Source organism: Granulicella sibirica (assembly GCF_004115155.1).
Lineage (GTDB): Bacteria > Acidobacteriota > Terriglobia > Terriglobales > Acidobacteriaceae > Edaphobacter > Edaphobacter sibiricus.
Genome location: NZ_RDSM01000001.1, coordinates 606,222 through 620,038, shown reverse-complemented (window position 1 = coordinate 620,038; position 13,817 = coordinate 606,222). Strand labels below are relative to the sequence as shown.

Sequence of the window (13,817 nt, the reverse complement as noted above, 5' to 3'; positions counted from 1 at the left end):
TGAGGCTATAGAGAGCCGATAGTAAGGGTATTTGCGAAGATTGTACTAAAGGGGCATTTTGCGCTGTAAGTAGGGTGGATGACGAACGGAAAAACGAGTGCCGTCCATGGTGCATCCAAGCGGATATGCTGGAGGAGTATGGACACCATCAAGCAACCTCAACGAGTTGACACGGGCGTCGCCGGACTCAATGACATTCTCTCGGGCGGCCTGCCGGCAGGGCAGATGTATCTTCTGGAAGGGACGCCGGGGACTGGAAAGACAACCTTGGCGATGCAGTTCATCATCCAGGGGGTCAAGAGCGGGGAGAAGTCGCTTTACGTGACGCTTTCGGAGTCAAAGTTGGAGCTTCAGGCTTCGGCCCGCTCACACGGCTGGGACGCGGACAACCTTCCGATCGCCGAATTTATCCCGGAGGAGGCGAGCCTCTCGCCGGAGCAGCAATATACGGTGTTCCACCCTAGCGAAGTCGAACTGGCGGCGACGGTTCAAAAGCTGACCGAGCTTATTGAACAGGTGAAACCGGATCGGCTTGTGATCGATTCGCTCTCCGAGCTTCGTCTTCTGGCTGCGGACACGATGCGCTATCGCCGGCAACTGCTTGCACTGAAGCAGTTTTTCGCCGGGCGCGACACGACTGTGGTGCTCCTCGACGACCAAACCGCCGAAGGAAGCGACATGCAGTTACAGAGCATCGCGCATGGCGTGCTGCGGTTGGACAAGGTGCAGAGGACTTACGGCGTGACGCGTCGCCAGATCGAGATCGTGAAGCTGCGGGGGACGGCGTATCGCGAGGGCTTTCACGACTACACCATCAAGACAGGCGGGATCCGTATCTACCCGCGCCTGATCGCGGGCGAGCATGGCGATGATTTCTATGAGGAACGGGTTAAAAGCGGTCTGCCGGAATTGGATACGATGTTCGGCGGCGGCATCTGCCGAGGGTCTTCGACGCTTTTGATCGGGCCGACGGGTGCGGGCAAATCAACCGTGGCGCTTCAGTACGCGTGCGCCGCGACAGCTCGTGGCGACCGCGCGATCGTGTACGCGTTCGACGAGGTGCTGCGGATCGCGCAGGATCGGGCCACGGCGCTCGGATTGGACGTTAGAAGGCATATCCGGGATGGAAATTTGGCGATGTCGCAGGTGGATCCGGCGGAGTTGTCACCTGGAGAGTTCATCTGGCAGATCCGGTCCGATGTAGAGGAGCGGGATACGCGGGTCGTCGTCATCGACAGCCTGAATGGCTTTTTGAACTCGATGCCGGGCGAACGCGACCTGATTTTGCAGATGCACGAGCTCCTGGCGTATCTGAGCCAGAAGGGGGTCGTCACGTTCATCATCATGACGCAGCATGGCCTCGTGGGCGAGATGCAGACCGAGATCGATGTGAGCTATCTGGCTGACACCGTTGTCCTGTTGCGATACTTCGAAAACGAGGGGGAGATCCGGCAGGTGATTTCCGTTCTCAAGCAACGGGTCGGCCGACATGAGCGAACGCTGCGAGAGTTCAGCATGAAGGACGATAGCGGTCTCGCAATCGGAGAGCCGCTGAGAACCTTCCGGGGTGTCTTAACGGGTGTGCCGAACCTGATCGGCCGGAATGACTGAGACCTCGGGAGAGGCAACGAAGGTATGAGTCTTGTTGTGCGGGTCATTGCTCCGACGGGACGCGATGGGGAGTTGATTACCGGTGTCCTGAGGGCGAATGGGCTTGAGGCGGAATCGGTTCTGCCCGCCGACGAGATTCTTGAACGGGGCGAGGAGGATCCGATTGGGCCCCTGTTTATCGCGGAAGAGGCGCTGACCCCGGCGTTCGTCGGGCGGTTGGGAAATGTGATTGGCCAGCAGCCTGCGTGGTCGGATCTGCCGATCATCCTACTGACCAGCGGAGGCAAAGAGGCTCCGCGTATGGATTACGGGCGGCTTCCGCTTGGTGTGCCGATCCTGTTGGAGAGGCCGATTCGAACGGCGACGCTGGTGAGCACGGTGCGCGCGGCGGTGCGATCGCGAAAGCGGCAGTACGAGATTCGCGATGCTCTGCGGGAGCGGGATGGGGCTCTGGCGGAGCTGAAACAGGAGCGCGAGACGCTGCAGGTGATGCTCGATAACCTCCCGGTTGGAGTTTTGCTGGCGAAACCTTCGGGAGAGATCGTGCTTGGCAATCGGAGCCTGGAGGCGATTGTCCGGCACCCGCTGCTGGAGACAGCCGATATCGAGTCCCATGGCCGATGGGTGGCGTTCCACCCGGATGGACGAAGGGTGAGCGGAGAAGAGTATCCGCTGCCACGTGCGATGATGCAAGGCCGCGTGATTCCTCCGGAGGATTATCTATATGAGCGGGGCGACGGGACGCTGGCGTGGCTCAGCATCGCGGCGGCACCGATCTTCAATGATGACGGCGTGGTGACGGGCGGGGTTGTGGCGATCTCAGATATCGATCGCCAGAAGCGGGCAGACGGGGAGCTGCGGCGGAGCGAAGAGCGGTTCCGGCGGCTGATCGAGAATGCGAGCGTTGGGGTACTGATCGGAACGGAGCAGGGAACGATCTCCTACGCAAACCCGACCCTGCTGAAGCTGCTCGGGTATACGGCGGAAGAGGTGGAGCGGGGCGAGGTGCGTTGGGATGACATCACACCCCCAAAGTTTGCCGAGGTGGACCAGACCGCGCTTGAGCAGCTTCGCACCCGCGGGGTCGCCGACCCGTACCAGAAGGAGTTCCGAGCGAAGGATGGCCGGCTCATTCCTCTTCTGCTCGGGGCGACGGTGATTCCATCGCAAAAGGATAGTAGGGGGTTGAGCGAGGTCGCTGTCTTCCTGACGGATATGACCACTCAGAAGCTGGCGGAGGCGGCGCTTGTGCAGAGTGAAAAGCTCGCGGCTGTCGGGCGGCTGGCAGCTTCGATCTCACATGAAATCAACAACCCGCTCGAGGCGGTGACGAATCTGCTCTACCTGGCGCGGCATACTGGCGAACTTCCGGAGGCCGTGCGCACACTGCTCGACCTCGCGGACCAGGAACTTCGGCGGGTCTCGCAGATCGCGAGCCAGACACTTCGTTTTCACAGGCAGTCGACCCGGCCGAGAGCGGTGAAACCGGAAGAGCTCATTGATACCGCCCTTGCGCTCTATCACGGACGACTGGGGAACTCGAATATCGAGTTGCGGCTCGATCACCGGGGAGCTGATGCAGTGACGTGCTACGAGGGAGACATTCGCCAAGTGCTGAACAACCTCATCGGCAACGCGGTCGACGCGATGCGCACGGGAGGAAGGCTGACAGTCCGGACAAGTAACGCCCGGATGTGGAAGGCAGGCGTTCCCGGCGTGCGGATCACCATTGCGGACACGGGCGGGGGGATGCCGGCGGAGGTGCTATGCCGCATCTTCGAGCCGTTCTACACGACGAAGGGGATCAACGGGACGGGGCTTGGACTCTGGATCTCGCAGGGCATCATCGAAAAGCATCGCGGAAGGATGCAGGTGCAATCGAGCTCGCAGCTTCCGCGGACCGGCACGGTGTTCAGCCTTCTTCTTCCCCGCGAGCCATTGTTTTCGATCGAGGCGTCTGAGCGGTCGCGCTGAGCGGTGCGACAGCCCGTATGTCTTAGATGGCTTCGTTTTGTTTGTCGGCGAAGCTCTCAAGCATCTGGGCGAGCTGAAAGTCGACCTCGTCGGCGATGGTCATCACGTCGCGAAGCACTACGCTGAAATCAATCGTGTTGAGGTTGTTCTGCAAGGTTTGAAAGATGCTGACCTGAAGGAAGCGTGACTCCTCCACGACCATCGCCGCGCTGTATCCCTGCATCCTTCGGGCAATCCCGTGGGCGACGGCATTCGGGGAGGGAATGCCATGTGTGCCGAGAGGCTCGTGCAGTCGAAGACGCGCGACGATATCGCGAAGTATCCGCTTCAGATAGCCGGCGCGCCGTTCAAGGGGTACAGGCACTTCGGCCGACATGGAGGAGGCCTGTGCCATGGAAAGCCAATGCAGGATTGTGTCATCCATCGTCCTCTCAAGAATGGAAGCAACGGTTTCGATGGCGCGCGGCGAAGCTGCCCCGGCTACGAGCTTTTGCTTGATCAGCTCAAGCAGGGTTGCCGCGTCCGTCTTCCGGATCATGACCTCATCGGCCTGAAGGAAGATTGCATCCGTCATCTCGACTTCGGGTTCGGCGTGTAGAAGGAGGGTGACAGCGCGTGGATTGGCCTGTCGCATAGCACTCACCACGGTCAGTCCGTCCCCAGGGCCGGGCGCACGCAGGTCGCTGAGGAGCACGTCATACTCGTCCGAACCTATGCTGCGAAGGGCTTCCGGCACGTTGCTCGCTGTGGTGATCTCGAAGCCGTGCTCTTCCAGGACCTTCACCAGCTTGAAACGAACGACTTCGTCGTCATCGACAAGAAGCACACGAGGTACGGACATGGGACTCCCTCCTAAGCACTCTGAGCGCGGGGTCGACTCGGGGTGAGTGTAACAGCTTATGTCGGATATACGACATATTCGTTAGCGTGATTCCTCTCGACTGGCTTTTCTAAATGAAGTTCTAGCTAGGCTTATGAGAATTCGAATCCCTGGTCTCCCCCGGTTGGCGATCAAATTGCATTCCTTCCCTAGAAGATCAAGGTCACATGAGGGATGCATTGGACAAAGTAATCTTTCTTTCCGGAACGACACGCGGCGGCACCCTGGAAGGCATTGGCAGAGCATTCGCGCCGGTTCTCCAGGATCTTGGTGTCGAACTTGTCGAAGTCAGCCTGCTCGACATGAACGACCTGCTCGATCAGCTGAGAGGCATCAACTTTCAAAGCGTGCGGTTCGTGCTCTCCTGCGTGGGTATGGGGATGGACCTCGCGATCCAGAAGGAGGGCAGGGAGGTCAGCCTGTGGCAGGAACTCGGTGTTCCCTTCATCACGCTGCATGGAGATTCGCCCGCTTACTTTTTCGATCGTCACGTCGTTCGCAGCAGTAATTTCATCTCGCTCTATGCCTTCGCCGAGCAGTGTGAACTGAGACGGCGTCTCCCGAACATCAACGGCCCGATTGCCGTGCTTCCTCCGATCGTGCTCGACGAGATACCGCGTGACGAGATCGATATCGAGGCTAAGAAGAATGGCACGCTGATTTTCCTGAAGAACGGGAAGAATCCCAACCTGATCCGCGGAATGTGGGAGGCTGTGATGGAGCCTCGTCCGTTGCGCGCCCTGCTGGAGATTGCCGATCAGCTTGAGGCCAATCTCGATGATCCGGCGAGCAACCAGATCGACGATGTTGTGATGCGGTACTTCGAAAGTTATGGTCTCGACATCGAGAACCTGCGCAGGCTGCGTCTGTTCTTCATTGCGCAACTTGACGACTATCTCAGGGCGGTGAAATGCACACGCATGGCCGAGGCCCTGATGGACTTTCCGGTCGAGATTCGCGGCAACAACTGGGATCATGTCGATTTCAGCAAAGGGAAGGCCAAGTACATCGACGACTGTGACTATGTCGAATCGATCGGCCTGATCCGCAACTCGCTCGGCACGATCGATATGTCGGCGAATACTGGATCGATGCCACATGACCGCGTGATGCGGGCCTTTGGTGCGAAGACGCTATGCCTTACCAACCACGGTCAGACGTTCTTCCAGGATCTGCCTCACCGCGAGCGGCTCAACTTCTGCTTCGAGAAAGAGTGCCTGCAGACTCGAGTCAACGACCTGCTTTCGAATAAAGCCGCCGCCGTGGAAATGGGTATTGAGGTATCGGAAGCGTTCAAGCGGCTGAATCCGCCAGAGCGTTCCTTTGAGAAGATGCTCGACTATGCGGCGATGGCGAAGCTCGACCAGCTATCCCATCGTCCCGGCGCGATGCAGGACTTCTTCGTCTGGCCTCCCCGCCTGCTGTAGCCGCCTTCTGTAGCAAGGAAGCGGCTCTTTATCCAGCCTCGCCGCCTTCTGGAGCGTGGGGAGGCTGGATAAAGAGCTCAGGCAGAGAGCAGCTCTTTGTAGGTTGACGCGGTATGCCGGCGTGCCTCTTCAGCGAGTTCAGAGCAGATTTGCTGCATGACAGGCTGCCAGTCACCAATCTCCGCCTGCCGGAAGAGCTTCGCGGTTGGGTACCAGGCGGTCTCGTTCGAGGTAAGGCCCCAGCGCCAGTCCGGAACAACGGCGTGAAGCATCCAGACGGGTTTCGCCATGCTTCCGGCGAGGTGTGCCACGGCGCTGTCGATCGTGATGACGAGGTCGAGTCCGGCGATGATCTCGGCGGTATCGGCGAAGTCCTTCACGTGTGAACAATCGGCAACGAACGAGATGGACTGTCCGGGAGCATCGATTTGCGAGGCGACTGGCCCGATCTGGAGGGAGGTGAAGGCGACTTCGCCTAACCCGGCTAATGGACGGAATTGATCGAGCGAGATCGAGCGAATCCGGTCCATGCTATGTCTTGGGCTTCCTGCCCAGACCAAGCCGACCTGGTACGGCCGGTTTGCTGGCGACGGACGCCGGGGTGGCACGCCGAGATAGGCAGGCGGCGGGATCGACTCAAACGTGGTCTTGCATAGGCGCGGAAGAGACATCAGCGACGCAGACACGTCGCACGCGGGGATTGGGCCGGTAACAGGAATGCATGCGACGATGCCCGGGAGATCCTTGAGCAGGCGCACGAGCGGATCCTGCACCATCAGCACCACCCGTCCGCCGCGCGCCAGGACCTGAGGAATGTAGCGGATGAACTGAAGCGTATCGCCAAAGCCCTGCTCGGCATACAGCAGGATCGACCTGCCATCGAGGGAATCACCGAGCCAGCGGGGAACTTCTACCGGGCGAGAGTCTTTCTGGAGACGCTCGACCTTGCGCCACCACTCGAATTCTGCCCAACCCTTGGAATATCGGTCATGGGTTAAGAGGGCCACGCCCAGATTGAAGTGATAGACGGCCGACCGGGGGTGCTTGCGGACGAGTTTTTCCAGCATTGCGATGCCCTCGGCATTGCCGTGCAGCGCGAGCGCGATGCCCAGGTTATTTTCGAGATCTGCGCTCGAGCTGCTGGGCACCATGGCGGCGGCGCGGTAACACTCGATCGCCTCTTCGAGACGTCCCTCGTTTTTCCGCACAACGCCAAGATTCATGTACACGTGAAAGTGTGTCTCGGCGGTAAAGGGCTGGATCGCGAAGAGGCTCTCGATCATCTGCGAACCTTCCGGGTTTCCCATCTGGGCGAGAAGGGTGCCGAGCGCGATACGCAGGGAGAGCGACGGCGGGGCGAGGTCCATTGCGATGCGGCAGAGACGTACCGCCTCATCCTGTTCTCCATGCCGTGCATAGATGGCAGCCATATCCTGATAGGCACCCACATTGTTCGGGTTGAGCGCGATGGCTTTCTGGAAGAGCTGAACGGCAGCATCGTCGTTGCCCTTGGTGACGGAGAGCCTGCCGAGATTGATGAACGCCGCGTCGTCGGTGGGCTTGAGCGCGATGGCCTTCATGTAAGCCGACATCGCATCTTCGGGGCGCTCCAGGGCGAGGAAGGTGAGTCCGAGATTGTTATAGGCATCGGCGGCGACAAGCGGGGCGAGTTCGATGGCCCTCCAGTAGGCCGCGACGGCGCTCTGCAGGCGGTTGCGCGAGCGCTCCAGATTGCCAAGGTTGTAGTACGCGTCGGCGTATCCGGGATCGAGCGCAATGGCCTTCGTGAGGCAGACCTCCGCGTTGGCGGAGTGCCCTCCAGCGGCCCAGCACCTGGCCAGCATAAGGTGAGCGGACGCGCAGTCCGGTGCGAGTTCGATGACGTTTTCGAAACGTGCGGCGGCGGCGCGGAGATTGCCGCAAGCCTCCTCCAGCCGGCCCAGCGACATCAGTGTCTCGATCGATGCGGGTGCGAGCGAGAGGGCGCTATTGAGGCTGTCGCGCGAGGAGATGAGATCTCCCATCTCGTGTTGGAGCTTGCCGAGATTCAGATAGGCGTCGGCGTTGCGGCGGTCGAGGCGTATGGCTCGATGGTAGGACGCGCGGGCCCTCTGCTGCTCGCCCTGGCGCTTGAGGAGATTGCCGAGATTGTTGTGGTACGGGGAGTAGCGGGGATTTTTCGTGATTGCTTGTTCGACCAGGGAAACCGCTTCAGCGACCTGGCCCAGTTGGCCGAAGAGCACGCCCAGAAGATGAAGCGCGTCCGCATGGGCGGGATCCTGAGCGAGCAGTTGAAGGTAAGCGCCCTTTGCGTGATCCAGATGTCCAGCCTGATGAAGCGCAAGCGCTCTTTCGAGAAGATCCGTCGTGACCGTCTTGTCCATTGCCATTCCCGATTACCCTCAATACTTGGCCATCGTACGGAAAGGATTGCCCTTCCTGGCCTGGAGAGATGAGAAGCACGTTGACTTCCATCCTTACTGTTCTGGGACGGGAATTCTGCAGGACGGATTCATCGCGAGCTTCCCAAAATGAGAACTGCGTGAGAAGTCTCGCGATCGTTGGAGGGTAAATATCATTCAATGACGCAAGCCGCGCCTGCGATAGTGTCTTGGTACACTACAGGACCAATGCTCCGACTCCTCGGATCCATGTGGCTGCTGCTCTGCGCCCCGCTCGTCATGGGGCAGTCTCAGCCAACTTTTGTGGCGCAGATGCTGGCGGCGCATCCATCCGTCTATTTGAACTTCAATGAGGCTATCCCGGTCTTTCATGACCAGGTATCGGGCGCTGCCTTTGTCAACAGCGGGACTGGAATAGTCCTCCCGCGACAGCAAGGGTTCGATAAGACCGACCCCGAGAACACCTCGGCTTCGCTCAGCTATGATGCGTACCTTGCGTCTCCTAACAACTCCATCGGCGACTTCGAGTGGGATCAGCCGTTTACGGTCTCGCTCAACCTCGATCGGTTAGACCTGCCTCGAGCTTCGTCCCGGAGCACGGGCACTGTCCTTTTCATGAAGGGCGACCAGCAAACCGCTTACTACATGCTCTATGTCCTGAGTAGCAGCAACACCTCGCAGCTCTGCTTTGAGATGCAGGGCAAAGGAGCGATCGGCTTCGCCCGCTACACGTTGTGCGAGACGATCGGGGGATACGCGAACGATCTTCCCAACGGGTATAACTACCATATCGTTTTGACTAACGATGGCAAGGGTGCGCCGACGAGTCTTGGAATGGTGGTGAACGGCATCCCGCCGGCAAATACACATACAGCGGTGACAGGCTACTATCGCAACTTCTTCGGCTCGGTCTCGGCTACGGTGCATGGGGGAGGGGGATATGCCGATACGACGGACTTCACCAGCGTTGGCGGGGGAAGCAACTGCGTGGTGGCTGGGCACATGGTTTCGTCGGCGGGTGTCCCGACGGGTGCGCTCGTCTTCACCAGTAACTACGGGTGCACCGAGGTTCCTGCCCTGACGCTGGTTTCTCCCACAGGAACGGGAGCAGAGTTCTCGGTCGTGAACAACCGCATCTCCATGTCGACGGCGTTGACCAGTCCGCTCGTTCTGGCGGGAGCGACGAAGGGGGGCATCAGCACTGGGAACAATGGAAACAGGTTGTCCTCGCCCCTGCTCTTCGACGAGTTCGCCCTGATTCCCGGAATACCCGATCCGTCCACGATTTATGGGCTCTATACGAATACGAAGTTCTACCAGGCTTTCCTGCCTCGCGTTCCAGCTCATCCGCAACCCGTGATCTTCGATAACGACACATGCCAGGACACAGACAACCTCTACGCGCTTGCGCTCGCTATTTCGCTCGACCGGCTCGGCTACATCGCCCTCCGTGGCGCGGTGTCGACCGATGGCTGGGGACCGGGAGCGGCGAAGTATCGCCAGATGCTGGATGCGGCTGGCATGACCAAGGTGCCGTTGGCTGTACCTAGCCTCTTCACCCAGAATGAGGGCGAAGCCGGACCATGCCCTACCGCGGACGCCAAGTCCTACGACCCAAGTACGCCTACGGCGATCTCGCAGTACGGCCGCGCCGCGACCATGTACCGGACGCTCCTTGCTCACTCTCCGGACAAGGTCGCTATTCTCGTGGGGGGAGGATTCCGCGGAATCATGGACCTTATGCAGAGCCCGCCCGACACGATCTCACCGAAGACAGGCGCACAGCTTTTCGCCGCGAAGGTCTCCGGCCTGTATCTTCAGGGTGGCTGTCTCTGCGCTATCAAGGGAGACAACACGCTGATCGACTGGCAGGCCGGCCAGTATGTCGTCTCGCACAATGGTTCGGTGCCAATCTACTTCTATGGCGGATTCCCGCAAGCCTCGGGGCCGGGCGTTCTCTCTACGAGAGTGGAGCATGACCCGTTACGCATGATGGCGGTCCGGGTAGGCAGCGATTCCCGCAACGCGTTTGATTCGATGCCTGTCGTCGGCTTCGTCACCAATGCCTTCTCCACCATCGGCACAACCGCCGTGAACGGGACATGGACGATCATCGGACCGAACGCCGCGATGGGCAGCCCGACGCCAAAGAGCAATCACTTTTTCGGTGTGCCAACTCTACTTGCCTCCGGCGGAACAAACAGCGGCATGCTTGAAGCGTGGTTCCTCAACTCACTCATCAACCTACGGCCCGAAGTTGCATCGATGAACAGGTAAGCCAATCTTTCAGGCACGCTTAAGCAAGCCTTGAGACAATAAACGCGAGGCCTTCAACATGCGCGTACTTGTCGTTGAAGATGAGCATCGACTCGCGGAGAACATCGTCGCAGCGCTGCGCGAAGTCGGATTAGCGGTCGATCATGCGGCGGATGGCGAAGCTGGATCTTACCTCGCAGAGCAGGGCATGTACGATGCCATCGTGCTCGACCTGATGCTTCCTGGTAAGAGCGGGCAGCGTATCCTGCGTGACCTGCGCCGCACGAAGCATCACACCCCCGTGCTGATCCTCACAGCACAGGAGGGCAAGGAGTCCGTTGTCGAGCTATTGAACGCAGGAGCTGACGACTACCTTAGTAAGCCCTTTGACCTGGGTGAGCTTCTGGCGCGCGTGAAGGCCCTGATCCGTCGCGCTAAAGGCGTATCGACCTCCGTGTTGAAGGTGTCGGATGTCGAGTTGAACACGGTGCAGCAGACGGTACATCGGAGAAGTCAGCCGATCGATCTTTCTCCGACTGAGTACCGCATCCTCGAGTATCTGATCCATCGGCCGCGCGCCATTGTCTCGAAGCAGGAGTTACTCGAGCACCTCTACGACTTCGACTGGGAGCACCACTCAAACGTCATTGAGGCGCATATCTCAAACCTGCGGCGGAAGCTCAACATTCCCGAGACCGAACCCTTGATCGAGACGCTGCGTCACCGAGGGTACCGGCTTCGCGAAGAGAGTCTTGCGCGGTGAGTCGAACTATCTCCATTACACGGCGGCTTATCGTCACGGTGCTTGTCCTCGAACTGCTGTCGGCCGTGACCTTGATCGGAGCGATTGTCGTCAACGAGCGCCACACGCAGTTGCACGCCTTTGATGCAACGCTCGAGGGCACAGCGGAGTCGATCATGGGAGCGGTGCAGGAGGCGGATGATGAAGGGGACAACGTGTTGTTGGATCTCCGCGGCGTGCGTCTTGGACGAGATCCGATCTTCCGCGTAGAGGAAGACAATGGGCATCTGCTCGGTTCAAAAGGCGATGCCCCTCGCCTCGAGGGCTCCTTGTCCACGGTGTTTCAGAACGCTGAGATTTCCGGTCGCCGATACCGCTTCGTCGTTCTGCACGGCATACGCATCATCGATCCCGGAGAGAAGGGCGGAGGCGTTCGTCACAATATCACGATCGTATACGGAAGCCCCATGGGCCATGTCTGGCACGAAGTTCTGGAAGCGGTACGCTTCTTTACGATTGCCACTGCTCTTCTTCTGGGTCTGACGGCAATCATCATGGCGTGGCTTGTGCGCAAGGGCCTCGCTCCTCTGCATGAACTTGCCTTCGAAGCAGGACGCATCACGTCCAGCGCATGGCACTTCAATGCGCCTACACGTGCTAAAGAGACAGTGGAGCTACAGCCTCTTGCGACAGCGCTTGAAGCAGCGCTCGGCCGCCTGCAGCGTTCCTTCGAACAGCAGCGGCGCTTCACGAACGACGCTGCGCATGAGCTTAAGACAGACGTCGCCATCGTGAAGTCATCTCTGCAACTGCTCTCGATGCGCAGACGAACGGTGGAAGAGTATAGCCACGGCCTTGCTTTGAGCCTCGAAGACTTCACTCGCCTCGAGACAACGGTGCAGAGCATGCTGACGCTTGCCCGTCTCGAACAATCCACCCAGGACTTCAGTGGCGAAGCCGCGCGCCCGTACTGCTCCCTTCTCGATGTTATGGAAGATGCTGTGGAACTCGGCACGCCGCTTGCCGAGTTGAAGGCCGTTGGCGTACGCCTGGATGGGAGCGCAAATGCTAGGGTACCGATCGATCGCCGCGATGCGCTTCTCCTCTGCTCGAACATTCTCATCAATGCTGTGCAACATAGCCCGCAGGGAGCAATGGTTCGCATGGAACTGACGATGCATGGTCATAAGGCAGAACTGAGGGTGACCGATGAAGGAGAGGGCATCGCGGAGGAGGATAAGCCTCATGTCTTTGAGGCCTTCTACCGTGGTGATCCCTCGCGAAGCCGGAAAAGCGGCGGCACCGGTTTGGGGCTATCGATCTGTAAAGCCATCTGCGTTCGTGCCGATGGATCGATCGAGATCGCAAATCTCCCGAATGGTGGAGCGATCGTGACGGTTCGATTACCCGCGCTGCCCATCGAAAGCGAAGGCGCGCTTTCATCTTCACTTAAGGCTTAAGGGCCACACTCAGGATGCCGGCATCATGCCGAGTTTTTTCAGGAGTTTCTCATGCGCTTATATTCCGGAGCGGCCGCCACGGTCCTTCTCTCTTTTGCAGTCGCAGCCACCGCGCAGAGCTACCACGTCACCGATACATGGAAAGTGGGTGGCCAGGGCGGCTGGGACTATCTCATCAGCGACGATGCAGCGCAGCGTTTGTATATTACGCATAACTCGCGGGTCGAGGTAATCGACAGCAAGACCGGCAAGAGCGTTGGCGCGATTACGGGTCTGAAGAGCACGCATGGCGTCGCTTTCAACCCCGACGGCAAGACCGGCTATGCGAGCGACGGAGCAGGCAATGCCATTATTGTCTTCGACCGTTCGGATTTCTCGGTGAAAGCGACCGTTCCCGCCGGTACCAATCCTGACGGCATTGCCTTCGAGCCAACGACGAAGACGGTCTGGGCCTTCAATGGCCGCAGCAAGAATGTGTCCGTTATGGATACAGGCTCGAACACCATCATCGCGACCATTGCGCTTCCAGGGAAGCCGGAGTTTCCGCAGGTTGATGAGCACGGGTCTGTGTTCGTCAACATCGAAGATAAGAATGAGATCGTGAAACTCGATGCGGCAGGCCGGAAGGTCGTTGGTGCCTGGCCTCTTACGGGATGCGAGTCGCCGTCCGGCATGGCGATCGATCGTGGCAAGCAGCGTCTCTTCTCGGTCTGCGATGGCAGCAAGATGGCAGTAGTCGACTACGCGACGGGCAAGCTGCTTGGGCTTGCTGCCATCGGGGATTCGCCGGACGCCGCAGGGTTCGACCCGAAGCACGGTCTCGCCTTCTCCTCGAACGGCGATGGCACGCTGACGGTCGTCGACACGAAGAAGCCGGGCTTTCCCGCAATTCAAACGGTGAAGACGGCCAAGGGTGCGCGCACGATGGCATTCGACGCCTCAACGGGTCGTGTGTATCTGGTGACGGCAGAGTTCGGACCGGCTGCCGCCGCCACTGCAGCAGCCCCCCATCCGCGCCCGAGTGTGGTGCCCGATAGCTTCAGCGTCCTCGTTGTCGCCCCTTAG

Annotated in this window: 9 protein-coding genes; 7 read left to right on the top strand and 2 right to left on the bottom strand. The window is 59.5% G+C overall.

Annotation, left to right across the window (positions count from 1 at the left end; all coding sequences use genetic code 11):
• The first annotated feature begins 138 nt into the window (after nt 1-138).
• Nucleotides 139-1,611, top strand: a complete 1,473-nt coding sequence (locus tag GRAN_RS02515) for an ATPase domain-containing protein (protein WP_128911429.1) — start codon at nt 139-141, stop codon at nt 1,609-1,611.
• Between the two features lie 24 nt (nt 1,612-1,635).
• Nucleotides 1,636-3,585: a PAS domain-containing sensor histidine kinase gene (locus GRAN_RS02510; RefSeq protein WP_128911428.1), complete on the top strand. Its 1,950-nt coding sequence runs from the start codon at nt 1,636-1,638 to the stop codon at nt 3,583-3,585.
• Nucleotides 3,586-3,607: 22 nt separating this feature from the next.
• On the opposite strand, the gene GRAN_RS02505 is transcribed toward GRAN_RS02510, so the two are convergent.
• Nucleotides 3,608-4,426, bottom strand: coding sequence for a response regulator (locus GRAN_RS02505; protein WP_128911427.1), 819 nt, complete (start codon nt 4,424-4,426; stop codon nt 3,608-3,610).
• Nucleotides 4,427-4,632: 206 nt separating this feature from the next.
• On the opposite strand from GRAN_RS02505, the gene GRAN_RS02500 reads away from it, so the two are divergent.
• Complete coding sequence (locus GRAN_RS02500) at nt 4,633-5,892, top strand: hypothetical protein (protein ID WP_241654296.1); 1,260 nt, start codon at nt 4,633-4,635, stop codon at nt 5,890-5,892.
• 77 nt (nt 5,893-5,969) lie between these two features.
• On the opposite strand, the gene GRAN_RS02495 is transcribed toward GRAN_RS02500, so the two are convergent.
• Entirely contained in the window at nt 5,970-8,282 is a 2,313-nt protein-coding gene (locus GRAN_RS02495) for a tetratricopeptide repeat protein (protein WP_128911426.1), read from the bottom strand.
• Nucleotides 8,283-8,522: 240 nt separating this feature from the next.
• Here GRAN_RS02495 and GRAN_RS02490 point away from each other — a divergent pair, with 240 nt between their 5' ends.
• From GRAN_RS02490 to GRAN_RS02475, 4 genes are read left to right on the top strand one after another with little or no spacing between them, the layout of a single operon-like run.
• Nucleotides 8,523-10,571 carry a nucleoside hydrolase gene (locus GRAN_RS02490; RefSeq protein WP_128911425.1) on the top strand — a complete coding sequence of 683 codons (2,049 nt, stop codon included), beginning with the start codon at nt 8,523-8,525 and terminating at the stop codon, nt 10,569-10,571.
• A 58-nt stretch (nt 10,572-10,629) separates the two neighbouring features.
• Complete coding sequence (locus GRAN_RS02485; protein ID WP_128911424.1) at nt 10,630-11,313, top strand: response regulator transcription factor; 684 nt, start codon at nt 10,630-10,632, stop codon at nt 11,311-11,313.
• On the top strand, nt 11,310-12,752 hold the full coding sequence (locus tag GRAN_RS02480; RefSeq protein ID WP_128911423.1) for a sensor histidine kinase: 1,443 nt from the start codon (nt 11,310-11,312) through the stop codon (nt 12,750-12,752). The genes GRAN_RS02485 and GRAN_RS02480 overlap by 4 nt, the downstream gene beginning before the upstream one ends.
• Before the next feature lie 51 nt (nt 12,753-12,803).
• A complete protein-coding gene (locus GRAN_RS02475; RefSeq protein WP_128911422.1) occupies nt 12,804-13,817 on the top strand; it encodes a YncE family protein in 1,014 nt (337 codons plus the stop codon).